The organism is Brevundimonas sp. (genome assembly GCF_041648055.1).
Lineage (GTDB): Bacteria > Pseudomonadota > Alphaproteobacteria > Caulobacterales > Caulobacteraceae > Brevundimonas.
In genome coordinates this window covers 92,659-115,356 of the sequence record NZ_JBAZPS010000008.1, presented here as the reverse complement: position 1 = coordinate 115,356, position 22,698 = coordinate 92,659, and the positions used below count along the sequence as shown (strand labels likewise).

20 protein-coding genes are annotated in these 22,698 nt (G+C 68.2%); 12 read left to right on the top strand and 8 right to left on the bottom strand.

Annotated elements, in window-relative coordinates; translation table 11 throughout:
- Positions 1 to 124 precede the first annotated feature (124 nt).
- From WC585_RS13905 to WC585_RS13885, 5 genes are all read right to left on the bottom strand, one after another.
- Positions 125 to 646 (bottom strand): hypothetical protein, encoded by a 522-nt coding sequence (locus WC585_RS13905; protein WP_373258520.1) that lies wholly within the window; start codon positions 644 to 646, stop codon positions 125 to 127.
- A gap of 310 nt (positions 647 to 956) precedes the next feature.
- Complete coding sequence (locus tag WC585_RS13900) at positions 957 to 1,895, bottom strand: DUF2493 domain-containing protein (RefSeq protein ID WP_035307847.1); 939 nt, start codon at positions 1,893 to 1,895, stop codon at positions 957 to 959.
- A gap of 312 nt (positions 1,896 to 2,207) precedes the next feature.
- Complete coding sequence (locus tag WC585_RS13895) at positions 2,208 to 2,615, bottom strand: GcrA family cell cycle regulator (protein ID WP_066555132.1); 408 nt, start codon at positions 2,613 to 2,615, stop codon at positions 2,208 to 2,210.
- 125 nt (positions 2,616 to 2,740) lie between these two features.
- Positions 2,741 to 3,166 carry a single-stranded DNA-binding protein gene (locus WC585_RS13890; RefSeq protein ID WP_035307844.1) on the bottom strand — a complete coding sequence of 142 codons (426 nt, stop codon included), beginning with the start codon at positions 3,164 to 3,166 and terminating at the stop codon, positions 2,741 to 2,743.
- Positions 3,167 to 3,203: 37 nt separating this feature from the next.
- On the bottom strand, positions 3,204 to 3,569 hold the full coding sequence (locus tag WC585_RS13885) for a hypothetical protein (RefSeq protein WP_035307841.1): 366 nt from the start codon (positions 3,567 to 3,569) through the stop codon (positions 3,204 to 3,206).
- Positions 3,570 to 3,584: 15 nt separating this feature from the next.
- Here WC585_RS13885 and WC585_RS13880 point away from each other — a divergent pair, with 15 nt between their 5' ends.
- Positions 3,585 to 4,004: an NRDE family protein gene (locus WC585_RS13880; RefSeq protein WP_368664386.1), complete on the top strand. Its 420-nt coding sequence runs from the start codon at positions 3,585 to 3,587 to the stop codon at positions 4,002 to 4,004.
- Here WC585_RS13880 and WC585_RS13875 read toward each other — a convergent pair.
- Positions 3,901 to 4,347, bottom strand: coding sequence for a helix-turn-helix domain-containing protein (locus tag WC585_RS13875; RefSeq protein WP_035307839.1), 447 nt, complete (start codon positions 4,345 to 4,347; stop codon positions 3,901 to 3,903). The two genes, WC585_RS13880 and WC585_RS13875, sit on opposite strands and share 104 nt — an antisense overlap.
- A 53-nt stretch (positions 4,348 to 4,400) precedes the next feature.
- Here WC585_RS13875 and WC585_RS13870 point away from each other — a divergent pair, with 53 nt between their 5' ends.
- From WC585_RS13870 to WC585_RS13820, 11 genes are all read left to right on the top strand, one after another.
- Positions 4,401 to 5,069, top strand: coding sequence for a cation transporter (locus tag WC585_RS13870; protein WP_119412790.1), 669 nt, complete (start codon positions 4,401 to 4,403; stop codon positions 5,067 to 5,069).
- Positions 5,070 to 5,097: 28 nt separating this feature from the next.
- On the top strand, positions 5,098 to 5,454 hold the full coding sequence (locus tag WC585_RS13865) for a hypothetical protein (RefSeq protein ID WP_197019742.1): 357 nt from the start codon (positions 5,098 to 5,100) through the stop codon (positions 5,452 to 5,454).
- Between the two features lie 56 nt (positions 5,455 to 5,510).
- Positions 5,511 to 6,764 carry a TolC family protein gene (locus WC585_RS13860; RefSeq protein ID WP_035307836.1) on the top strand — a complete coding sequence of 418 codons (1,254 nt, stop codon included), beginning with the start codon at positions 5,511 to 5,513 and terminating at the stop codon, positions 6,762 to 6,764.
- Positions 6,764 to 7,966, top strand: a complete 1,203-nt coding sequence (locus WC585_RS13855; protein WP_035307835.1) for an efflux RND transporter periplasmic adaptor subunit — start codon at positions 6,764 to 6,766, stop codon at positions 7,964 to 7,966. Before WC585_RS13860 ends, WC585_RS13855 begins: the two co-directional genes overlap by 1 nt.
- Before the next feature lie 8 nt (positions 7,967 to 7,974).
- Positions 7,975 to 11,199 (top strand): efflux RND transporter permease subunit, encoded by a 3,225-nt coding sequence (locus tag WC585_RS13850; protein WP_035307833.1) that lies wholly within the window; start codon positions 7,975 to 7,977, stop codon positions 11,197 to 11,199.
- Complete coding sequence (locus tag WC585_RS13845; protein WP_035307831.1) at positions 11,196 to 11,801, top strand: cation transporter; 606 nt, start codon at positions 11,196 to 11,198, stop codon at positions 11,799 to 11,801. The genes WC585_RS13850 and WC585_RS13845 overlap by 4 nt, the downstream gene beginning before the upstream one ends.
- Before the next feature lie 8 nt (positions 11,802 to 11,809).
- Positions 11,810 to 12,409: an isoprenylcysteine carboxylmethyltransferase family protein gene (locus WC585_RS13840; protein WP_224764254.1), complete on the top strand. Its 600-nt coding sequence runs from the start codon at positions 11,810 to 11,812 to the stop codon at positions 12,407 to 12,409.
- A gap of 7 nt (positions 12,410 to 12,416) precedes the next feature.
- A complete protein-coding gene (locus WC585_RS13835) occupies positions 12,417 to 12,548 on the top strand; it encodes a hypothetical protein (protein ID WP_255347087.1) in 132 nt (43 codons plus the stop codon).
- A gap of 11 nt (positions 12,549 to 12,559) precedes the next feature.
- Positions 12,560 to 15,121 (top strand): heavy metal translocating P-type ATPase, encoded by a 2,562-nt coding sequence (locus WC585_RS13830; protein WP_035307827.1) that lies wholly within the window; start codon positions 12,560 to 12,562, stop codon positions 15,119 to 15,121.
- Positions 15,122 to 15,151: 30 nt separating this feature from the next.
- Positions 15,152 to 15,589 carry a DUF305 domain-containing protein gene (locus tag WC585_RS13825; protein WP_035307825.1) on the top strand — a complete coding sequence of 146 codons (438 nt, stop codon included), beginning with the start codon at positions 15,152 to 15,154 and terminating at the stop codon, positions 15,587 to 15,589.
- Positions 15,590 to 15,704: 115 nt separating this feature from the next.
- Entirely contained in the window at positions 15,705 to 16,010 is a 306-nt protein-coding gene (locus WC585_RS13820; protein ID WP_035307824.1) for a hypothetical protein, read from the top strand.
- Between the two features lie 170 nt (positions 16,011 to 16,180).
- Here WC585_RS13820 and WC585_RS13815 read toward each other — a convergent pair whose 3' ends face one another.
- Together WC585_RS13815 and WC585_RS13810 are read right to left on the bottom strand one after the other, a co-directional pair.
- Positions 16,181 to 20,461, bottom strand: coding sequence for a strawberry notch-like NTP hydrolase domain-containing protein (locus WC585_RS13815; protein WP_035307822.1), 4,281 nt, complete (start codon positions 20,459 to 20,461; stop codon positions 16,181 to 16,183).
- A gap of 141 nt (positions 20,462 to 20,602) precedes the next feature.
- A complete protein-coding gene (locus WC585_RS13810; RefSeq protein ID WP_052004749.1) occupies positions 20,603 to 22,669 on the bottom strand; it encodes a ParB N-terminal domain-containing protein in 2,067 nt (688 codons plus the stop codon).
- Between the last annotated feature and the right edge of the window lie 29 nt (positions 22,670 to 22,698).

Sequence of the window (22,698 nt, the reverse complement as noted above, 5' to 3'; positions counted from 1 at the left end):
TTCAGAATGAACGCCTTTTGGGCGTCCGAGAAAGCCGATGCCTTCATGGTTTTCGCTCCTTCCCAGCCAGGGAAATCTCAGCGAAAAACTCTAACGTCCGGTGATCCAGTTTTCGGGGAGCAGATCAGTCGTCGGCGACCCTCGACATGACCTCCCTGGCGAAGCCCTGGAGGTCCGAAATCCGATCGCCGTGCTCGGGTGAAATGATGAAGCGAAAATGGTGCCTGTCCTTCGCCCAGCACTCCGTGGCGCCGGTCGGATCGACCCTCTCACGCACCGGTCCGAAAAAGGCCGCGCGCTCGCCGTCCTCGCCCGCGCCCATGCGGCCGAGATAGGCGATATGGGCGGCGAGCGCCGCGCCCCGGGCGAACCCCTTGCCCATGTGCCGGGACACCAGCGCCTTGACCGTGACGCGCTGCCGGACGTCGAGACGGAAGGGACGACCCGAGCGGTTCTGGGCCGCGCGCAGACACCCGGCGCGGTCCCCGTAGGCGAACAGGCGCGAGGCCGCGAGCCTCTGGAACATGGCGATCCGGACGCTGGTCTTGTCCGACTTCAACCTCTGCGGAAGGCGCACTTTCAAGGTCGAGACGTCATCCTTTGACGCTTGGGCGAGGCGTACCTCAATGGCGGTTCGGACCTGCATGATCGGGGCTCCGGCCTGTCGTCGTCGCGGAATCAGGCGTCAACTCAGCGCAAGTCGACGTCGGTCTCCGCAATCCTCGCAAGTGTCTGCCCGGGCTCAGGAAAACAGAAGGCCAAAACCCCTCTTTTATCTTGCCCTAAGCCCTCAATCTGACGATTTCCAACCAGCCTCTCCAACAGTGAACACAGCCGATCAAACCTCGGCAAGACCCAGGCGACCCCGGCGTTCAGACCGCTTCGGGTCCGCCGGATGACAAGAAAAATCCCGCCCGGCCGAAGCCGAGCGGGTCATTGATCCAGATCGTGATGTCTCAGGCGGCCCGGGCCTTGATGGGCACGTGCCGCAGCCCGTTCTCCATCGCCTTCTGGCCGAGGTTGAGCGCCGGTCCGAACGGCCGCTGATCCTCCCGCACCCCGGCCAGCGAATGGACCAGGGTCAGGCAGACCTCCGGCTCCAGCGCGATCAACTCGTCGTTCGCCCGGAAGGGAGCCGCCTTTCCGTTCCTGTCGAAATCCGCCCGGGCGAGGATCAGCTTCACCCCCTTCTGCTGGGCCCATTTGATCGCCAGCTTCTCGGAGCCTTTCGCCCCGGTCGTCGCCAGAGCCATGTCCGGCCACTCCCCCTTAGCCCAGTTGAGGGCGTCGAAGATCCGCCCGGCGTCCTCGGCCGTGTCCGCCATCGGCGCGCCCCGGAAGGCGACGACCGGACCGCCCGGATCGGCCTCTCCGGACCGACGATTCCGGATCGCCCGGATCGCCTGTTTCGCCTCCAGCTGCGCCGCCGTCAGATGGGTGCCGCGCCGTGATCCCCGCCAGGCGGTCCAGACCTCCCCGGTCGCGATCGTCCAGGTTTCGGAGGCCGCATCCCGGATCAGTTCGCAGGCCTGCGTCGCCGCATCTCCGGATCTCGCTTTCGCCGTTGCGTCCTGAAGTTCGACATCGGCCGCTTCCGATCCGTCGAAATCCCGATCCAGGGCGCGCATCGCGTCACGGGCGCGGTCGGCGTCCCGTTCAATCCGTCCCGCGGCCGAGTGGAAGGCGCCGATAAGCGCTTCGCCGAGGATCGTCTGATAGTCCTCCAGAGCGGTGTCGGAGATCACGTCCACGAGCTCGGTCATGAGCGCGCGCCCCAGCTGGATCAGGGCGTCCTCGGTGGGGTGCGGACGCGCATCCCCCAAGGACGCGGTCAGGTCGTCGAAGGCGGAGTCGGTCTTCGAAGAGGCGGAGAAGGCGGTGTTGAAGTGGGTCATCGAACCATTCCTTTGAAAAGAGACTGTCGAAGCGCCCCATGCGCAACGACCCCGGCTTTGGCCACGGCGGGGTCCTCGGCAGTCACCGGAGCGGAGGGCCGCTTGCCCTCCGTGGAGGGGAACGGCGCAGCCGTTGACTTCCGGGGTGCCGTGACAAAGTCGGAGGGCGTTGTGTGGGGGCAAGTCGTCGTCGCCCTTCGCGACGACGACTCCATTCGGCGCCGTCGCGCCGATACGGACGAGAAGGCGTCGATCTTCTCGTCCCTCGACGCCGGCGGGCCGGCGGCGCATCCCCAGGCGAGCGAGCCGTCCTCAAGGCGCCACGCCCGCGAGGCGCATAAGGCCCTCCACCGACAGCGGTGTGGGCCGATAGGCGATCGCTGCATGGGCGGCGCAGAAGGCGCCGCGTTCAGACGGACGACCGCAGAGGCTGAAGGCGGCGTCGCCCGGTTCGCCATACGGCCAACGGCAATCCATCCGCCTCACCGACAGAATGGTCGCAACGCCATCGGGCGGCGGCTCGGGCGCCACGTGATGCGCCGCCTCGCGACGAGTCCGGGCGCCTGTGCGCCCCTCCGAGAGGCCGAGGCGAGCGACCTTGCCGAGGACGGCGTTGCGGGTGAGGCCGCCGCCGAGTTCCAGGGCGATGGTCTCGGCGCTCCGCCCTTCGGGCCACAGGCGCTTCAGCAGATTGATACGGGCTTGGGTCCATGCGGACATGGCGGTCTCCTTCGGCGAGCCCCGATGGCTCGTCCGACCGCGCCCTTCCTCCGGCCTTTCCGTCGCCAGCACGAAGAAGGGCCCGAGGCGCAGCGCGCCCGGGCCCTTCAAATCTCCCCTTCGGATCAGAACGGGATGTCGTCGTTGAGATCGTAGCCGCCGCCCGCCTCGACGCCGCGATCGGCGACGCCGGAGCGGTCTTCGGACGGTTCGCCGACGACGCGCCGGTTCTTCAACCGGATGTCGCTGACGACGAGGCGAAGGTCGTAGTGCTCCACCCCGTCCTTGCCGGTCCAGGTGTCGTTTTCGACATGGCCCTGGATCACGACGCGGCTGCCCTTTCGGGCATAGGGCTGGATGTAGTTTTCAGCCGTCGCCTCGTTGAAGCAGATACAGTTGAAGCCGGTGGTCCGCTCGCCGGGTTCACCGTTGGCGCGCCGGAAGCGGGTGGTTTCCACCACGCGGAAGCTCGCGCGCTTCTTGCCGGAGCCTTGCGCCGACAGGATGGAAGGGTCTGCGGCCAGGTAGCCTTCGAGGGTCAGGGTTTGCATGGTCAGTCTCCTTGAAATCAGGATGAGCGGTTGAGGATCAGGCGGCGGCGCGGTCGTCCGCCGCGTCTGCGCTCGCATCGGCCTGGCGGTCTTCCGCCCAGTCGAGGACGGTGAGCCGATTGATCACCAGCTCCTTGGCCGTCCGCTCCGACCCGTCGCGGGCGGTGTAGGCGGTGTCGATGAAGGCGCCGATCACGACGGCCTCGCACCCTTGCGCCAGCCCGCGCGCGATGACCTTCTCGTTGAGGCCCTTCGACCAGCTGACGCAGTTGACGCCGACCAGCCGGGCCTTGCCGGCATTGTCGGTCCCGCGCTGTTCGAGCAGGCGGAAGACCGCCTTGCCGAAGTCGTCGCTGATCTGGGGGTCGGCCGCGAGGCGGCCCGTGAACACCATGGTCTGCATATCAGTCTCCTGTTGATGCGAAGCCGCCGGGGAGCCGATCTCCCCAATCCCGCTTCGCCCGAGACCTCCCTTCCTCCTCAGCTCCCGGCCGGGCGCTTTCGCCCCGGGCGTGACCGCCTGGACTGTCGCTATCGATCCGCTTTCGCGCGATGCTGGGGCATGTGCGTTCTCACCCTCGCCTGGGATATCCACCCGGACTGGCCGCTCGTGGCGGCCGGCAACCGCGACGAAGAGTACGCTCGACTTTCGGAACCACTGGTGCTCCGCCGGGTCGTTCACCTGACCGATACGGCCAAGGTTGTTTGGAGTGACGGAACGCGAAGGGCCGTCGTCATGCGTGGAGACCGTCACAGTGCGCATGGTTTCCAAGCGCCTCAATCACTCGGCAGTCGGAAATCCGCCCACCTGAGCAACTCGCCGCCTGAATACGGGTGAGTTCGGCGTGCAGCGCCTGAAGCCCGGCGATGCGAGTCTCAACCGCCGCAAGCTGGCGTTCGGCGATCCGGTTGACCTCCGTGCAGGGCTGGTCGGGTTCGTCGGACAGCGCCAGCAGGGCGCGGATGTCGTCGATCTCGAACCCCAGCTGCCGCGCGTGGCGAATGAAGGCGAGCCGCCGCGTCGCAGCGCCGTCGTAAAGGCGTCGGTCGCTCGCGGTGCGGGGCGGCTCCTCCAGCAGTCCGATCTTCTCGTAGAACCGGATCGTCGGAACCTTCACGCCGGTCTCGGCCGAAAGGCGCCCGATCGTCCGGAGCGGGGGAGGGGATGGGTCTCTGGCCATGCTCGAAATATAGGGCTTGATCCTCTAGTGGCTAGAGGATGCATGAAGGGTGCATGACGACGCCCGCTCCGACAGAATCCTGCGCCCCGGCCCGAGGCTGCTGCGGCCATCAGGTCCGGTTCGACGGGGCCTCGCCCGCCTATCGGCGCGTGCTGATGGCCGTCATCGCCCTTAATCTGGGTGGGTTCTTCGCGGTCGCCGCGGGCGGTCTCATGCAGGGATCGGCGGCTCTCGCCGCCAATGCGATGGACTTCCTGGCCGACAGCGCCACCTACGCCGTCAGCCTCTGGGCCATCGGCAAGTCCGTGCGGGTGCGGTCCGGTGCCGCAGTCTTCAAAAGCGCAAGCCTCCTCGTCATGGCCGTGAGCATTCTCGGCTACGCCGTCTGGAGAGCGGTCACGGGGCAGCCGCCCGAAGGCGTCGTCATCACCGGTCTGGGACTGGTCGGCTTCGCCGCGAATCTAATCGCCGCCCTGCTGCTCGTGCGTTTCCGTGACGGTGACGCCAACGTGCGCTCCGTCTGGCTTTGCACACGGAACGATCTGATCCACAGCCTGGGCGTCGCCGCGGCCGGCGGGCTGGTCTGGCTGACTGGATCCCGGTGGCCGGACTTGCTGGCGGGCCTTCTGCTGGGCGGCGTCTTCCTCCAGTCCGCCATTTCGATCTTGGTGCAGGCTAGGGCGGAGAGCCGCGCAGCCCACGCCGCTGCTCGGACTTTGTAACGCATTGCCTAACTTCGAGAACGAAAGTATGCAGCGCGCGATGACCTGGTCGATGACGACATGGGCGAAGCTGATCGTGGCGATGACTCTTGTCTTCGCCGCCTTCTTCTTTGCGCCCGCCGTCGACGCCGCGACCTGTCTGCCGGAACCGCCTGCGGCTCACGCGGTCGTCGATCATGATCAAAGCGAGGGCGACCACAGCGGCAAGAGCGGCGGTCACGGGATCTGCTCGCACGGCCACTGCCACCACACCTCAACGGCGCGCGGTCCTGCCGTGGACGCCTTTGCTCCGTCGTTCGGCGAGCCTCCTCTGCAAAGCGGCCGACAGGATGACTTCCGGGCGTCCATCACGCCTGACGGCCTGAAGCGTCCTCCCAGAGTCTGACCGAAGACCTGCGCCTTAGCGCGCCTCTTCGTCCTCAGAAACTCTGGAAATGAATCATGTCTCCCACATCTCGCAGGCGGCCGCGTTACGCGGTCGGCTGCGCCCTCGCTGCGATCGCGGCGACCCTGGCCAGTCCCGTATGGGCTGACCCAGCTCCGACCTATGCCCAACTCCTCGCTCAACTCGGGAATGCGCCTGCGACCCTTGAGGCGGGCGCCAACTACGACGCAGCGGAAGCCCGTGTCCGTCAGGCACGGGTGCGTCCCAACCCTGTCCTCGGCTTCGATGTCGAGAACGCCTATGGCTCAGGCCCCTATTCGGGTCTGAACAACGCGGACATGACCCTGGCGATCAGTCAGGATCTCGAGCTGTGGGGACGTCGTTCGACGCGCATCGCCGCCGCTCGCGCCGAGGCCGGCGCAGTGGGCCTTCAACGAGACCTTGCGGTCATCGACGCCGCAGGCCGCCTGGCCCTGATCTATGCCGAAGCGGAGGCCGCGCAGAGGCGAGCCACGCTCGCGGAAGAAACCCTCACGCTGACCGTCGCGGATGCCCGCGCGGCCCTGACCCTCGTGGAGGAAGGTCGCGAACCTCTCCTCCGCGGCATTCAGGGGGAGGCCGAGGCTGCCTCGGCGCGCGCGACGCGGGATGAAGCTGTCGCGGAACGCGACGCGGCCTATGCCCGTCTCACGGCTGTCGCCATGATCCCGGTTCCGGTCACGCAGATCGAAGACAGCCTTCTCGACGAGGCGCCGACGACGATCGGATCCGTGATCGAGGATGCGCCGACGGTCCGCGTCGCCGAAGCCCAACGGTCCGCCGCCGAACGACGCATCGATGTTCAACGGGTTCAGGCCCGCCCCGACATCAACGCCAGTATCGGCATCCGCCGCTTCGAGGCGGAAGATGCGACGGCGCTGACTTTCGGCGTCAGCATGCCGCTGCCGTTGTTCGACCGGAACCGGGGAAACATCGAAGCGGCGCAAGCCGAGTTTCGCGCTGCCGACGCCCGGCTGATGAGTGCGCGGCAGGAAGCCCAGGCGGACCGCGCTGCCGCGGTCGCTCGCCTTTCGGCCTCGGTCAGTCGCGTCAACGCTGCTGACGGCGGCGTCACCGCCGCAGAGGAAGCCTATCGCCTGTCCCGCATCGGCTTTGAGTCCGGCCGCATTTCCCAGGTCGAACTGCGGGTGACCCGCACCGCCCTCGTCAACGCCCGGTCTGCAGCGGTCGACGCGCGTCTCGCGCGCGTCCGAGCCGAGATCGATCTCGCGCGCCTTGATGGCCGCGCCCCCTTCGAAGGAGCCCAGTGATGCGCAAGCGCACATCGAACAAGACCCTGCTGATCGGCGGCGTCGCCGCCCTGGTCATTCTCGGAGGCGGCGGCCTCTGGTTGGCCACCCGGTCCTCCGAACCCGCCGCGCCGGCTGCCGCCGAAGGCGAAGCCGGCCATGCCGAGGAAGAGGGGGGACACGCCGAGGGGGAGGCCGCCGGGGCAGAGACCGAAGGTCGGATTGAACTCACCACAGCAGAGATCCAGGCAGCGGGCATCACGGTCGTCGGCGTCGGCGGCGGAGGAGGAGGGGAGACCCGGCTCGCCGGCCGCGTAGAGCCGATGGTCGATTCTCGCGCTGCCGTGGGCGCTGCCGTCGGAGGTCGCGTCGAGCGCGTTCTCGTCGCGCCGGGTCAGTCGGTCCGCGCCGGTCAGCCGCTTGTGAGCCTTGTCAGCGGCGAGGCGGCGACCTTCCGCGCGGACGCCGACGCGGCCGGGGCATCCGCTGAAGCGGCGCGCCAGGCCTATGAGCGAAATCGCAGTCTGGCGGATCAGGGCATCGTCGCGCGGCAGGAGGTCGAAGCGTCACGCGCCCAGTTCCTGAGCGCCGAGGCGGCGACCCGCGCCGCTCGCGCCCGCTCGGCGGCCGCTGGCTCTCCGAACGCTTCGGGCAGGCTCAGCGTGACCAGTCCGATCTCGGGCGTGGTCAGCAGCGTCCAGGTCGGTCCGGGCGGGTTCGTCGCCCAGGGCGGCGTGGTGGCGGAAGTCAGCAATCCTGCTCGTGTCGAGATGGTCTTCAACGCACCGCCTGCCCTTGCGGCCAATGTGCGTGCCGGTGCGCCAATGCGCGTGACCGGGCCGAACGGCGAGTTCGACGCCGTCGTCACCGGCGTCGCCGCCGACGCCGGTCTCAGCGAAAGCGGCGCGACCGTGATCCGGGCCCGACCCTCTGGCGCGTCTCTGCCGCCAGCCGGTTCGGCCGTCACTGGCGCCATCGTGACCGGCGAGGCGACTGGCGGGATGACCGTGCCCACCGAGGCGGTCCAGACCGTCGATGGAAACACCGTGGTCTTCGTGCAGGTCGAGGGCGGCTTCCAAGCCGTGCAAGTGCTCGCAGGCCGCCAGGCCGCGGGCCGCACCGAGATCCTGCGCGGGCTCACCGGATCTGAACGCGTGGCGTCCGCCAACGCCTTCCTGCTCAAGGCCGAAATGGCCAAGGGCGAAGCCGAGCACGGGCACTAGGGGGCGTCATGTTCAAAGCACTTATCGAAGCCTCGGTCCGCTTCCGATGGTTCGTGGTCCTGGCGACGGCGATCGTCGCCGCCTTCGGCCTCTACAACCTGACGCAGCTACCCATCGACGCCGTGCCGGACATCACCAACCGGCAGGTTCAGATCAACACCATCGCGCCAGCGCTCGCGCCCGAGCAGATGGAACGTCAGGTCACCTATCCGCTCGAAACCGCGATGGCGGGTATTCCTGGCATCCAGACCACGCGGTCGCTGAGCCGAAACGGCTTCAGCCAGGTCACGGTCATCTTCTCCGACAACACGGACATCTACTTCGCCCGCCAGCAGGTGGCCGAACGGATGGCCCAGGCGCGCGAACGGTTGCCCGAAGGCGTGGAGCCGGCGCTTGCGCCCATCACCACGGGACTGGGCGAGGTGCTGATGTGGACGGTCGACTTCAAGCCGTTCAACAGCGCCAACCTCGCCAAACCGGGTGAGCCCGGCTGGCAGGCGGGCGGCGCCTATCTGACGCCCGAAGGCGAACTCCTGACCACGCCCCAGGCCCGCGCAACCTATCTCCGCACGGTTCAGGACTGGATCATCGCCCCGCGCATGCGGACCGCGAAGGGACTGGCCGGCGTTGATGTGAACGGCGGCTATGTGAAGGAGTATGCGGTCCGACCCGACGCCGCGCGTCTGGCGGGTTACGGTCTGAGCCTGAACGATCTCGTCGTCGCGCTGGAACGGGCTAACACCCAGGCTGGCGCTGGCTATGTCCAGCGGTCCGGCGAAGCCTTGACCGTGCGGACCGACGCCTTGGCGCAGACCATCCCGGATCTCGCCCAGGCCCCCGTCGTCAACCGCAACGGACTGGTCGTCCGGGTCGCCGACGTCGCCACCGTCGAGATTGGCCAGGCGCCGCGTCTCGGCGGCGCCAGCCGCGACGGCCACGAGGCCGTGGTTGGTACGGCGCTGATGCTGGCCGGCGGCAACAGCCGGACGGTGGCCCAAGCCGCAGCCGAACGTCTCGAGGAGGTTTCCGCGAGCCTGCCGCCGAGCGTTGTCGCCGAACCGGTCCTGAACCGCAGCTCGCTGGTCAACAAGACCATCTCAACCGTCGCCAAGAACCTGATCGAAGGCGCTCTGCTGGTGATCGTGGTGCTGTTCCTGCTGCTCGGCAACATCCGTGCGGCCTCGATCACCGCCCTGATGATCCCGATCAGCTTCCTGTTCGCGGTCATCGGCATGAACCGCTTTGGCATCAGCGGAAACCTGATGAGCCTCGGCGCGCTGGACTTCGGCCTTCTGGTCGACGGCGCGGTCGTGGTGGTCGAGAATACCCTGCTGATGCTCAGCCAGCGGCGGGCCGAAGCCGGTCGAATGCTGACACGCCGGGAGCGGCTCGAGGTTGCTGGAGCCGCGGCGCGTCAGATGGTCAAACCGGCTGCTTTTGGCCAGCTGATCATCCTCCTGGTCTTCACGCCGCTGCTGATGCTTGAGGGCGTGGAGGGCAAGACCTTCATCCCCATGGGCGCAACGGTGATGCTGGCCCTCGTCGGCGCCTTCATCTTCTCCTTCACCTTCGTGCCGGCGATGACGGCCCTGCTGGTCCGGGATCCGAAGAAGGTCGAGGTCGATGAGCACGGCCACGCCCACGAGCACGAGACCTTCATCCTCCGATACGCGCGGCGCTGGATCGAACCGGCGATCCGCGCCGCCGTCGACCGGCCCAAAGTCGTCCTGGCGTCCGCGCTCGGCGCCCTCGTCATTGGCGGCATCGCCTTCAGTTCTTTGGGGCGGGAGTTCATTCCGACCCTGGATGAAGGCGATATCGCCATGCAGGCGTTGCGCGTGCCGTCCGCCTCGCTGGAACAATCGCTGGCGATGCAGATGGCCCTCGAACGCGTCATCAAGGCCCAGCCCGAGGTGAAGACTGTCTTCGCCCGGACCGGGACGGCGGAGGCGGCGGTGGACCCGATGCCGCCGAACATTTCGGACGCGGTCATCGTCCTGAAAGACCGCAAGGAGTGGCCCGATCCGAACCTTCCGAAAGAGGAGCTGATCGAACGGTTCGAAGAGCTCGCCGCCGGACAACTCGGCAACAGCTTCGAGTTCAGCCAGCCCATCGAGCTGCGCTTCAACGAGCTGATCTCGGGGGTTCGGACCGACCTCGCCGTGATGGTCTATGGCGACGACTTCACCCAGCTGCAGGCCACTGCGGACCGGGTCGCCGCCGCCCTGCGCGCAACGCCCGGATCTGCCGACGTTCGCGTCGAACAGGCGTCCGGGCTGCCCACCCTGACCGTCAGCGTGGATCGTTTCGCGGCCGCCAACTACGGCTTGTCGGCCGCCGATGTCTCCGAGGCGGTTTCGGCCGCGGTCGGCGGCGCCGAGGCCGGGCAAATCTTCGAAGGCGATCGTCGCTTCAGCGTCGTCGTCCGTCTCGCGGATGATGCACGGAATGATCCGGCGGCCCTTGCGGCTCTGCCGGTAACGACCGCCACAGGCGTGACCGTGCCGCTCTCCTCCGTCGCCCGGATTCAGGTCGCGGAAGGACAGAACCAGATCAGCCGCAATGACGGCAGCCGGCGGATGGTGGTGCAGGCCAACGTTCGCGGGCGCGACCTGGGCGGCTTCGTCACCGAGGCCCAGGCCAAGGTGGAGGCCGACGTCGATCTTCCGACCGGCTACTCCCTGACCTGGGGTGGCCAGTTCGAGAACCTGAAGCGGGCCGAACAGCGTCTGGGGCTGGTCATTCCGATCGTCTTCATCCTGATCGGGGTCTTGCTTTTCATGGCTCTGGGATCCTTCGCCGAGGCGGGCCTGGTGTTCGCGTGCGTTCCGTTGGCTCTGGTCGGCGGCGCCCTGGCGCTTGTCCTCAGGGGGATGCCGTTCTCGGTTTCCGCAGCGGTCGGCTTCATCGCCGTGTCCGGCGTCGCGACCTTGAACGGTCTCGTGCTGATGCAGGCCATTCGGGAGCGTCTCACGGGCGGAGCGGCGCCGCGTCTTGCCGCCATCGAAGGCGCGACAAGCCGGCTTCGCGCCGTCCTGACGACGGCTCTCGTCGCCATCGTCGGGTTTATCCCGATGGCATTCGCTCACGGCGCCGGCGCCGAAGTGCAGAAGCCGCTGGCCACCGTGGTCATCGGAGGCCTGCTCACGGCCACCGCGCTGACGCTCCTTGTCCTTCCGACCTTCGCGGCCAAGGCCGTGAAACACCGGAAGGCGGAAGGGATCGAGGAATGAGCGGGGCCCACGAAACAGAGCAGGTCCAGCGCCGCACCCTCCTGGTGGTGCTGTTCCTGAACGCTCTGCTGTTCGTGGGCCTGGGAGTCGGCGGCCTCGCCGCCGACTCCAGCGCTCTGCTCGCGAACGCCGTCGACAACGGCTCCGACGCGGCCGTCTATCTGATCAGCTTCCTCGCCGTCGGGCGCGCGCTGATCTGGAAGACGCGGGCGGCTCAGGTCTCCGGCGTGATGCTGCTGATCTTCTCGGTCCTCGTCCTGCTCGACGCCCTGCGCCGGACGCTGACGGGAACCGAGCCGGTCGGACCGACCATGATGGTGCTCGCTGTCGTAGCGGCGGTTATCAATCTGATCTGCCTGCTGTTGATCCGTCGTCAGCAGAGCAGCGACGTCAACATGAAGGCGGCCGAGACATTCAGCCTGAACGATTTCGCCTCGAACGGCGGCATCCTCGTCGCAGGCGGCCTGGTGATGTGGTTGGACCAGTCGTGGCCCGACCTGCTGGTGGGGGTGCTGGTCGCCGCCATAGCCGCCAAGGGCGGCTTCGACATTCTACGCGATGCGCGCCTTGCGCGACGCGACGCGGAGAGCTCGGTGACATGAGCCCGCCGTTGATCGACATCGCCTCCGTCCAGCGCTGGCGCAAACTCTTCATCGCCGCCGGGTTGTTCGCCCTGCTGGCCTGGACCGCTCTCGTGAAGGCCCAGCCACAGCTCGAGCATCCCGTCGAACATCTCGGGCTGATCGCCATCATGGTTTGCGTCTTGGGGCGCGCCTGGTGCTCGCTCTACATCGGCGGCCGAAAGAAGCAGGAGATCGTCACCAGCGGGCCTTATTCGCTGTGTCGAAACCCGCTTTATGTTTTCAGCTTCATCGGCGCATTCGGGATCGGCGCACAGACGGGCAGCCTGACCGTCGGCGCCACCTTCGCCGTCGCCTGCTGGATCGTGTTCCGCATCGTCGCGAGCCGAGAGGAAAGCTTCCTGACGTCGGCCTTCGGCGACACCTACCGCAGCTACGTCGTGCGCACCCCCCGCTTCGTTCCGAACCTGCGCCTCTGGCGTGATGAGGCGGAACTGTCCGTCCGGCCGGCCTTCTTCCTCCGGACTGTCCGCGACGGCCTTGTCTTCCTTCTGGCGTTGCCCGTGTTCGAGGGACTGGAGCACCTCCAGAACCTCGGCTGGCTCGACGCTCTCATCGCCCTACCGTGAGGTCGAGATGAACCGCAAGCGACTGGTCATCCTCCTGAGTGCGGCTTTGGCGATCGCCGCCTTCGTCGCTGGAGCCGTCGCCCAGCGCGCCGGGATGTTCGTGCCTGACCGCTCGATCCCTACCCGTGATGTCTCCTGAGGAGCCCGATCATGCCCAAGACCCTCCGCCTCAACATTCCCGTCCTCCTGCCTCATGCGCCCGATGTGCAGGACGGCTGCGTTGGACGGCTGATCGCGCTGTTGCGGGCCGAACCCGGCGTCTCTGAGGCGCATGTCGCCGAAGGCGAGGGAGGCCCAGAGCTTTGCATCCATTACGACCCCGACCAGCTGTCGCTGGCTCAGGTCCGTCGCCGTGCGCGTCAGGCCGGAGCCGAGGTCAGTGAGCGTTTCGGGCATCTCGTCGGGCGAGTGGAGGGTGTCCGCCACGCCCGGCACGCCCGCACGCTCGCGGCCGCGCTCGGCGAAGAAGCCGGCGTGATCGAGGCGGTGCTGGATCCGGCTGGCGCTCTGCGCCTGGAGTTCGACCGGCAGATCACGAACCGTGAGACGCTTGTCGATCGCCTTGCGAGCCACGGCCTCGCACTGGTCGGAGCGACGGAGGACGCTGCTTCAGCCACTGCAAAGCGCCCTGATGCGCAGCCGACTGCGCCATCCGATGACGAGGCCAGTCATACGCCCGATGACGGTCACGGCCATGGCCACTTCGATGGCGATGGCCATGACCACGGACATTCCGAAGGCGACGGGCACGACCATGGTCATGGCGGCTTCCTCGGACCCAACACGGAGCTCATTTTCGCGGTCGGCAGCGGTGTCGCGCTCACGATTGGTTGGCTGATCGAGAAATTCATTCCGGGCGTGCCGGGATGGCTGCCCTTCGGCCTTTTCCTGATCGCCTATGCCTTGGGCGGCTGGTTCACGGTCGGCGAGGCTGTCGGGAATCTGCGGCGCAAGCGTTTCGAGATCGACACCCTGATGCTGGTGGCCGCAGCCGGCGCCGCGGCGCTCGGAGCCTGGGCGGAAGGGGCGCTGCTACTGTTCCTGTTCAGCCTCGGGCACGCCCTCGAACACTTCGCGATGGGTCGCGCCAAGAAGGCGATCGAGGCTCTGGCCGCCTTGGCCCCGCGCACCGCTCATGTGCGGCGAGGAGAGGCCGTCGTCGAACTTCCGGTCGAAGAGCTGGAAGTCGGCGACCTCGTCGTCGTCCGGCCGAACGAGCGTCTCCCGGCCGACGGCTTCGTCGTGAAGGGAACATCCAGCGTGAACCAGGCTCCCGTGACAGGGGAGAGCATTCCGGTGGACAAGCAGCCTGTCCTGAACCCCGAGGAGGCCCGCGCCAAGCCGGCGAATGTCTCGGCGGCGTCGGTGGTCTTCGCCGGCACCATTAACGGCGGCGGCGCCATCGAGATCGAAACGACGCGTCGATCCAACGACACCACCTTGGCCAAGGTCGTCCGGATGGTGAGTGAGGCCGAGACCCAAAAGTCGCCGACCCAGCGCTTCACCGATCGCTTCGAGCGCGTCTTCGTGCCCCTCGTGCTCGGTCTGGCCTTCGTCCTCCTGTTTGCATGGGTTGTCGTCGACGAGCCGTTCCGCGACAGCTTCTATCGGGCGATGGCCGTGCTGGTGGCCGCCAGTCCGTGCGCTCTCGCGATCGCCACGCCGAGCGCGGTGTTGTCCGGGGTCGCCCGGGCGGCCCGCGCCGGGGTTCTCGTCAAGGGTGGCGCGCCGCTCGAAAACCTGGGAGCGCTCGACGCCATCGCGTTTGACAAGACCGGGACGCTGACCGAGGGGCGGCCGCGGATCACCGATGTCGTTCCGTTCGGCCAGACGACAGAGAGCGAGCTCCTGGAGATTGCTGTCGCGGTCGAACGGCTCAGCGATCACCCCTTGGCGGAAGCGATCGTCCGCGACGGAAGCCAGCGGTTGGTCGCCGCCCCCGTTCGAACCGCAACGGATTTGCGTAGCCTGACTGGCAAGGGCGTCACGGCACGCCTGGACGACCAGGATGTTTGGATCGGCAAACCGGAGATGTTCGGTTCGGACGCCATCGCTCCGCTCGCACCGGACACCGAGATCGCCGTCGCGGGCCTTCGAAACCAGGGACGGACGCTCATGGTGGTTCGCCGCGGGACAAAGGATCTCGGGGTCATCGGCCTTCTCGACACGCCTCGGGCCAAGGCGCGCGAGACCCTTACCGCGCTCCGCGCGCTCGGCATTCGCCGCATGATCATGATCTCGGGCGACCACCAGAAGGCGGCCCAGGCGGTGGCCGGTCAGGTCGGGCTGACCGAGGCGTGGGGCGACCTGATGCCGGAGGACAAGGTCGACGCCATCAAGAAACTCCGGGCGGAGACCAAGGTCGCCATGGTCGGCGATGGCGTCAACGATGCTCCGGCGATGGCCACCGCGACGGTCGGCGTCGCCATGGGTGCGGCGGGATCGGACGTCGCCCTGGAGACCGCCGACGTAGCCTTGATGGCGGATGATTTGTCGAAGTTGCCCTTCACCGTGGGTCTCAGCCGTCAAACCCGCCGCATCATCCGCCAGAACCTGTTCGTCAGCCTCGGGGTCGTGGCGTTCCTCGTCCCGGCGACGATCCTCGGTCTCGGCATCGGCCCTGCCGTCGCCCTCCACGAGGGTTCCACCCTGCTGGTCGTCTTCAACGCGCTTCGCCTTCTGGCGTGGCGCGGTCCGCGCGGCGTCGAATGACCCGCCTTCAGGAAAGCAAAGGATAGTCCAATGAAACGTCTCGGCTGGGTTGGCGTCATCGCCGCCTTTCTCCTGATCTCGGTCTTCGGCTTCGGGATGCTCTCGCGGCAGGGTCGCCCGGCGCCGGAGCCGACGGCAGTCGATGCACGCCCGATCGACCAGCATGCCGGGCACGGCGATGCCGCCTCGGATAATCCCGCCACCCGTTCCTACAAGGAGGCGAACGAGCGGATGCACGCCGCTATGAACATCGACTACAGCGGCGACGCCGATGTCGACTTCATGCGCGGGATGATCGCCCACCACGAGGGGGCGGTCGCCATGGCAAGGATTGCGCTCGACCAAGGTTCGGATCCCGAGGTCAAGGGCCTCGCGGAGGAGATCATTCGGACTCAGGAAGCTGAAATTGTCCGTATGCGGGTGTGGCTGGCCAACCGCGCGGCTCGCCCGGCGGACGCGCAGGGCTGAAGCCATGGGGGGCAAGCGATCCCCGATCCGGAGCAAGGCTCCTCGATGGCGTCCAGGGCGCTACAAGGGGCGCGGCCGGTCCAAGCTATACGGGAGGCCAGAGCCGTTCCGGCCGGTGCAGGACACACTGATCGCGATTGGCGCGAGCCTCGTCGCCGGCGCGATCGTCGTCTGTCTCGCCGTACCGCTGGCGGCGACCTACCGCATCCCGGTGTTCGTGTCCTTCGGCGTTCTCATGTCGCTCCTGGCGATCATGACCTATCGTCTCGGGCGGAAGGGGCAGGCTGGACGGGTCATGACCGCCGCCATGGCGACTGTATGTCTCTTGGGGTTCGGCCTTCTTGTTCTGACGCGAGATCAGTTGCAGTTCGGTCCGCGTCATCACGATCACCCCGGAGTGGCCGAAGCGGCACGGCCTTGAGACTGCAGCGCAGACCGCCAGGCCGCAGCCGGTCTGGGTTTCGCGGGACGGTGTCGCTCTTCCCATTTGGTAATCGTCGGCGCGCTGCCGCTGTTGATTCCAGTCGCCGGACTTGTCGGTATCGCGCCCGGCGACCCGCAGTGAGCCGGCAAGCGTAAGTCGCTGTTTCGCTAGGCTGCGGCACCCTCCAGGATCGACTGGACCGGATGGCGGCGCAGCACCCCCTCCACGACATCGGGCCGGTCCACCGGAACGAAGACCCGTGGGGCATAGGCGATGATCTCGACGAAGCAGCCGAGCGAGACCAGGGCGTCACGGTCGGTGCGGCCCCCGACCACTTCCAGCCGCCAGCGGTCCATGACCCGCGATCGCTTGAGCCACAGGCCGCCCGAAAGGGCGAGCTGGACATTGCGGTCGAGTACGGCCGCAGCGGTGCGCCCGCCATCGGCCCAGGCGTCGCCGACCTCGGTCAGGCCCAGCGCCGTCTTCAGGCTGGCGGCCTGAACCTCGTCCAGCACGCGGCCCAGCCAACGCCGACCGTCCGGCGCGCGTACGCGGCGAACCGAACAGCCCTTGGACGGCAGCCTTCCCCAGATTGGCAACAGAAGGCCGGTCGCCAGGGTCAGGCGGCGCGTCCGCCACGGATCGGTCGCGGCGACTTCGGCGTCCCAGACCGCCCGCCACGCCGCCTCATCGGTCTGGGCCCAGGCCGACTCCTCGAACGTCTTCTCCGGCGTGACCTGATGCTGGTCAGGCCGCAAGAGGCGCACCGCCGGAACAAGCCGGTCGTCATCGGTCGTGGTGGTCAACCCGAACTCGGCCAGGGCGGCGCGGCCGGAACGGTCGTTGACGACCAGGCGGAAGGCCGAGCCTTCAGCGCCTGCCAACGCCGCGTCCGAGCTGACGAGTTCACGCCGCACCTTGAGTTCGAAGGTGACGAGTGCGGTTTCCGCCCCGGTCGAGACGTCGGTCCGGATGGTCTCCTCCTCCACCACGGCCAACTCCTCAGCCTCGATGTCCTCCAGCCCGCGGTCCAGGTCGGCCGAGGCGGCGGCCCTTTCGAGAATGCCTGAAAGGATGCCGTCGAAGTCGGCGAACAGGGCGTTCTGGTCGGCGATGCGCAACGCCAGCAGCCGGTTCAGGAAGGTGTGGATCGGCGGCAGGTCGTCGGAGAGCTTGAGCCCCCCGTCGGCGTCGCGCAGCTTCAGGCCGGTCCTGGTCTCGAAGTCCTCCAGCGTCATGGACGACAGCTCGCCAAAGCCGAGCGCGCCATAGAAGACGAGCAAGGCGCGTCGCGCCCACGGGCTTTCCAGATTGTCCTCGGCCCGGAACAGACCGGCCCCGGCCGTTCGGCGTTCGCCGCGCGTCAGGGCTCCCAGCGAATCCAGCCGTCGAGCGATGGTCGAGGTGAACCGCTTCTCGCCGTGGATGTCGGTGGTGACCGGGCGGAACAGCGGCGGACAGGCCTGATGGGTGCGATGACTGCGCCCCAGACCCTGGATGGCGGCATCCGCCCGCCAGCCCGGTTCGACCAGGTAGTGCGAGCGGCGCTGCTGGTTCGGCGCCGAGAGGTCGGAGTGGTAGCTGCGTCCTGTGCCGCCTGCGTCCGAGAAGACCAGGATACGCTTGCGGCCGGACATGAAGGCGTCGGTCTCCGACCGCGCGGCCGAGGCGCCGCGGCGCTCGACGAGCCGGCGTCCGTCGCGCGCGACGACGCGACGCGACCGTCCCGTGATCTCTGCGACCGCCTCTGTTCCGAAGGTGTCCAGAAGGGCGTCCAGAACGCCGGGCACGGCGGGCAGGAGCGCCATCTTCTCGATCAGGTCTTCGCGCCGGCGCAACGCCTCCTGGCTCACGGCGGGCCGGCCGTCGACCATGACCGGGACCAGCGTCACCGAGCCGTCGTCACCCTCGATCGCCTCCATGAGATTCACCGGGAAAGCCTCGCGCAGATAGTCGAGGACATATTCGCGCGGCGTCAGGTCAATGGAGAGGTTGTTCCATTCCTCCGGCGGGATGGACGCCAGTCTTCGCTCCATCACCGCCTCGTTCGTCGAAACGATCTGGATCACGGCGGAACGCCCTTCGGTCAGGTCCGCCCGGATCGACGCCGCAAGCGTCGGCGCCTTCAATCCCGCGAGGAGGTGGCCGAAGAAGCGCAGCTTGGCGCCTTCAAACGCGGAATGGACGGCTGAGGCGGCCAGGCCGCTCTTGGCCTTGCCTTCCTCATCATTGAAGCCGGTCGCTTTCAGCGCCTCGCCCAGATTGGCGTGGATCAGCTGGAAGGCGTCGGCCCAGGCGTCCCAGATGCTGATGTCGTCCTCGGTCAGGGCGTGGAAGAGCGGCTCGTACTCGACGCCCTCGAACGACAACGACCGCGCCACATAGAGGCCGAGCGCCTTGAGCTCGCGCGCGACGAGCTCCATGGCGGCGACCCCGCCCTTGTCCATGGCGTCGAGGAAGTCGTCGCGGGTGACGAAGGGCGCCTCCGGCCCGCCCCAAAGACCCAGACGGGCCGCGTAAGCCAGATTCTCCGCGGTGGTGGCGCCGGTCGCCGAGACATAGAGCACCCGGGCGTTCGGCAGCCGGTTCTGAAGCGCCAGGCCGGCCATCCCCTGCAGGGAGGCCTTCTTCGTTCCCCGCGCCCCCTTGCCGCCCCCCGCGGCGTTGGCCATGGCGTGGGCCTCGTCGAAGGCGATGACCCCGTCGAAATCCTCGCCCAGCCAGGCGACGATCTGGTCGAGCCGCGACATCTTCTGGCCGCGCGCAGGCTGACGCAGGGTGGCGTAGGTGGTGAAGACAATCCCGCGATCCAGCCGCACGCCATCTCCCAACTTCCAGCTGTTGAGCGGCACGATGTCGTGGGCCCCGCCGCCGATGGCGGCCCAATCGCGCCGGGCGTCGTCCAGCAGGGAGTCGTTCTTCGACAACCACAGGGCCTTGGTCCGCCCCTGGGCCATGTTGTCGGCGATGACGGCGGCGATCTCCCGGCCCTTGCCGCAGCCGGTGCCGTCGCCAAGGAAGAAGCCGCGCCGGAGCTGGACGGAACCCTCATCCTCCTCCCGCGACAACCTGAGCTGACGAGCCGACTCTCCCGGCGTCCACCAGGCGGGCAGCATGCCGGCGTGAGCCTCGCCGGCGTAGATGACCGTCTCCAGCTGGGCGTCGGAGATCCGGCCGTCGAGACGCACCGCCGCCGGAAGGACCGGCCGGTATGACGGGGCGGGCGGGGCGACCGAGGCCATCGGACCGGACTCGACCAGGGCTGACGGGTGGGGCGTCTGCGCCGTCAGGGCGATCCGCGCCAGCCGGTGCGCCTGGTAGAGGCCGACATCGCGGCCCTCGCCCGTCCAGGCGAGGGTCTGATAGGTGATGGGGGACGCTCCCGCGAGGAAGCCGAGACGCCCGGACGGCAGGGCGAGTGACCGGTCCCGGGGCGCCAGCAAGGTCTGCGCCCCGAGTTCGAGGCGAACCCTCGGCCTCGCCTTGACGCGCTCGGGCACAGCCGAGGCCAGGGCGGCACAGGCGGCGAGATCTTCACCGTTCGCGAGCGCAGCGACCGCGGCGCCGCCCTCGAGCCGGTCCAGAACCAGCAACCCGGTCTCCACGCTGGTGCCGTGCCTGGAGAAGGCGCGTGGCGGAAAGCCGATCCGGGCGACGACACGCCCCCTGGCGCTCAACCGACGCATCAGACCCTCGTCGATGAGGGCGGTGATCGGCACGACGGCGGCCAGGCGCCCGCCATCGGCCAGGGCCGAGAAGGCCCCGGTCAGATGCGCCTCCAGATCGGTGAAGGGCGGATTGCAGACCGCGACGTCGAACCCGCCCGCGCCCGGCAACAGGTTCTGGACGCGTCGTCCATCAAGACGTGACCGCGTCGCCGAAACGAAGAGGCCGTCGAGCAGGACGGCGCGACCCTCGGCCAGTTCGTTCAGCGTCAGAACTCCGCCGCAGGCCTCGGCCACGATAGCGATCAGCCCGGTGCCCGCCGAAGGCTCCAGCACTTGGTCACCCGGGCGAACCTGACCGGCCAGCACCACGAGCGCCGCCAGTTCCGGCGGCGTGGAGAACTGGTCCAGCGCGATCTGATCTTCGCTGCGTCGGCTGTGGGTCAGACCCAGGGCGCCGACCGTCGCCAGAAGGACGGCGATGGCGGCCGGCGCGTCCTCGAGCCGCGACACCTGGGGCGCCAGCCGGCGGATCTGCAAAACGGTCGCCGCCTCGATGGCCTCATAGGCGTCCCGCCAGTTCCACAAGCCCTCGGCGTCCGACCCGCCGAAGCCGGTGGTCATGACGCTGGAGACCAGTTTGCGGTGCAGCGGGCGGGACCGGGCCAGGTGGGTGGCGAGCACCCGGGCTGCGGCCATGAGGTTGGCGGCGCGGTCGCACGGGCGTGGTGCGCTGAAGAGCGAGAGGCTGGCGGTCTGAGGCGGTGTCTGCGCGGCGGTCATGGGAAGGGCTCCGTCGCCTGGAGCGGCGGGCTCATCCCTCCGGTCCTCCAGGCTCGCGCCCAGCCGCCCTTCCTCCCGCCTTCCATGACGAAGGCCCGCCGCGACGATGTCGCGACGGGCCTCGTCGTCTTCACGCCTGGATCAGGCGGCGTCGTCGAGCGCCGCCTCGCCTTCAGCGGTGACCTCGAAGGCGCCGACGCCGTCGTCAGCATCGCCTTCGCTCTCTTCCGCCGTATCGCTCTCCGGACCGTCAGCGTCCGACGCCGCGACCTCGTCGACGTCGGGCGGTGTGGTCCAGGACAGGCTGGCCGGCGCCCATCCCTTCTCGGCCGCATTCTCCTCGACCCAGGGGATCAGATCGGCCTTCTTCAGCAGGGCCGCTCTCACATCGGCCCGGTCCATCTCTTCCAGCATCTTCAGCAGCAGGGTTTTGGAATGCGGCTTCAGGAACTCGGCGTCCGGGGTCCAGTGCAGACTGATGTCCGCGCCGCAAAGCTCGGCGAGTTCAGCGGCTTCGGCCCGGGCCGACTTGCGGATCAGTGTGGTCCGCTCCTCCCGAACATCCAGGGAGAGGGCGGTGAGCTCGGCCAGCAAACCCATCTTGTCGCCATGGGCGAGACCATGCACCCAGGCGATCACCGTCTGGCCCGACGCCTCCCACGCGGCGCGTCGATCGTCGAGCCTCTGGCGGACCTCGCCGTCCAACGCCTCGATGACGCGACCGCCGGTCGGCTTGAAGGCGGACGCGGTCAGGGCGAGGGCGGACTCGGACCTCTGGCCGGAGGTCCTGACGGCCAGCTGATTGAACAGGCGGGCGATCAGCGCCGTGAAGGCGACGCCGGGATCGTCGGCGAGGGCGCGGATCAGACCGCGGGTGGCCACGTCGGTGCGCACGGCGTGAAGGGCGTGGTTGACGCCCTCGGTCTCGGGTTCCGGCGTATCGACCTCGGGCGGCCGGTAGACGGGAGCGGCAGCGATGCCCCCCGCGGAGGCGGGCGCCTCATCGTCGGTCTCGTCCTCGACTTCCGGTTCCACGGGCGTGAAGCACCGGACTTCGATCCCGGTGCGTAGTGCAGGACGCAGGACCAGGGTCGTGGCTGCCCGGCCGCTCCATCCCGCCTGATCCATGGCCAGGCGGTCGCGGATCATGACGTCGAGCGCGGCGTCCACCGCCTCGGCGTCGGTCGTCTCCGTCAGGACCGCCTCGACCCCTTCGACGGCGGCGTTGAAGGCGTCTCGCTTGTCGCGGTAGGCCGCCATCTCCGTGGCCGGAAGCATGCCGCCGTAGACGTAACCGGCGGCTTCCAGATCGTCCGGCAGGTCCGGTTCGGGGCCCGCCGTGACGTGGACCGCCAGGCCCTCGGCCTCGTAGATCAGGGCGATCTCCCGTGCACGTCGGGTCCAGGCCTCCGTGAGAATGGCCGGGTCCAGCAGCACCGGCGGCAGCTCGCCGAACAGATCGGTCTCGGAGCGGCCGCCGGCCTCGGCGTATCGCTCCGGGCCGATGAGGGCGCAGCGAGGGTCGCGCGCGGTGACGCGAGCCTCGTCGAGCTTTTCGGTCACGCGCCAATCCTGGAAACCGTGACCGTCGAGGGTCATCCGGGCCAGCTCCGCCTGCTCGTCGGGGTCGGAGAGCCTGGCGAGCAGGCGCGCCTGGCGCAGGTTCAGCCGGCCGAGCCGCAGCGCCTGCAGCGCGACATCCGGCAGGGCGGCAAGGGCCGCGAGACGTTTGATGTCGATTTCCGCGTATCCCAGCGCCTTGGCGATCGTGGGCACGCCGAGCTTGCGTTTCAGCATCCGGCCGATCGCCGCGATGATGTCGGCGACATGGACCGGCACGGCCGTGTTGGTGAGCAGGACGGCCGCGGCCTGGCGGGCGGGATCCGTCTCGACGAAGACATCGACGAGGAAGCTGTCGTCGATACGTCCCTGTTCGACCAGAAGACGAAGCGCCAGCAAGCGCCGCCTGCCGTCGAGCGCCATGTTGGCGGCTTCCTTCTTTCGACCGGGCCGGACGGTCAGGGGCTGCAGCTGACCGGCGGCGAACAGAGTCTCGGCAAGCAGCGGAATGTCATCGTCGGAGGGCTCGCCGAAGCGAAGGTTCTCCGGGGCGATGTCGAGATCACGGAGATGGACCAGCGGGCGGTTACGGGTCGACGCGACCTGGAAGGGGGTGGCGACGACGGCGACGGCGGTGGAACGGGACATGAGGGCTCTCCTGCCGTAGGCGAGGTCCA

Coding starts and splice junctions, on each gene's coding strand:
- WC585_RS13905 (WP_373258520.1), bottom strand. CDS start 646: ATGCAGGTCCGAACCGCCATTGAGGTACGCCTCGCCCAAGCGTCAAAG.
- WC585_RS13900 (WP_035307847.1), bottom strand. CDS start 1,895: ATGACCCACTTCAACACCGCCTTCTCCGCCTCTTCGAAGACCGACTCC.
- WC585_RS13895 (WP_066555132.1), bottom strand. CDS start 2,615: ATGTCCGCATGGACCCAAGCCCGTATCAATCTGCTGAAGCGCCTGTGG.
- WC585_RS13890 (WP_035307844.1), bottom strand. CDS start 3,166: ATGCAAACCCTGACCCTCGAAGGCTACCTGGCCGCAGACCCTTCCATC.
- WC585_RS13885 (WP_035307841.1), bottom strand. CDS start 3,569: ATGCAGACCATGGTGTTCACGGGCCGCCTCGCGGCCGACCCCCAGATC.
- WC585_RS13880 (WP_368664386.1), top strand. CDS start 3,585: ATGCGAAGCCGCCGGGGAGCCGATCTCCCCAATCCCGCTTCGCCCGAG.
- WC585_RS13875 (WP_035307839.1), bottom strand. CDS start 4,347: ATGGCCAGAGACCCATCCCCTCCCCCGCTCCGGACGATCGGGCGCCTT.
- WC585_RS13870 (WP_119412790.1), top strand. CDS start 4,401: ATGACGACGCCCGCTCCGACAGAATCCTGCGCCCCGGCCCGAGGCTGC.
- WC585_RS13865 (WP_197019742.1), top strand. CDS start 5,098: ATGCAGCGCGCGATGACCTGGTCGATGACGACATGGGCGAAGCTGATC.
- WC585_RS13860 (WP_035307836.1), top strand. CDS start 5,511: ATGTCTCCCACATCTCGCAGGCGGCCGCGTTACGCGGTCGGCTGCGCC.
- WC585_RS13855 (WP_035307835.1), top strand. CDS start 6,764: ATGCGCAAGCGCACATCGAACAAGACCCTGCTGATCGGCGGCGTCGCC.
- WC585_RS13850 (WP_035307833.1), top strand. CDS start 7,975: ATGTTCAAAGCACTTATCGAAGCCTCGGTCCGCTTCCGATGGTTCGTG.
- WC585_RS13845 (WP_035307831.1), top strand. CDS start 11,196: ATGAGCGGGGCCCACGAAACAGAGCAGGTCCAGCGCCGCACCCTCCTG.
- WC585_RS13835 (WP_255347087.1), top strand. CDS start 12,417: ATGAACCGCAAGCGACTGGTCATCCTCCTGAGTGCGGCTTTGGCGATC.
- WC585_RS13830 (WP_035307827.1), top strand. CDS start 12,560: ATGCCCAAGACCCTCCGCCTCAACATTCCCGTCCTCCTGCCTCATGCG.
- WC585_RS13825 (WP_035307825.1), top strand. CDS start 15,152: ATGAAACGTCTCGGCTGGGTTGGCGTCATCGCCGCCTTTCTCCTGATC.
- WC585_RS13815 (WP_035307822.1), bottom strand. CDS start 20,461: ATGACCGCCGCGCAGACACCGCCTCAGACCGCCAGCCTCTCGCTCTTC.
- WC585_RS13810 (WP_052004749.1), bottom strand. CDS start 22,669: ATGTCCCGTTCCACCGCCGTCGCCGTCGTCGCCACCCCCTTCCAGGTC.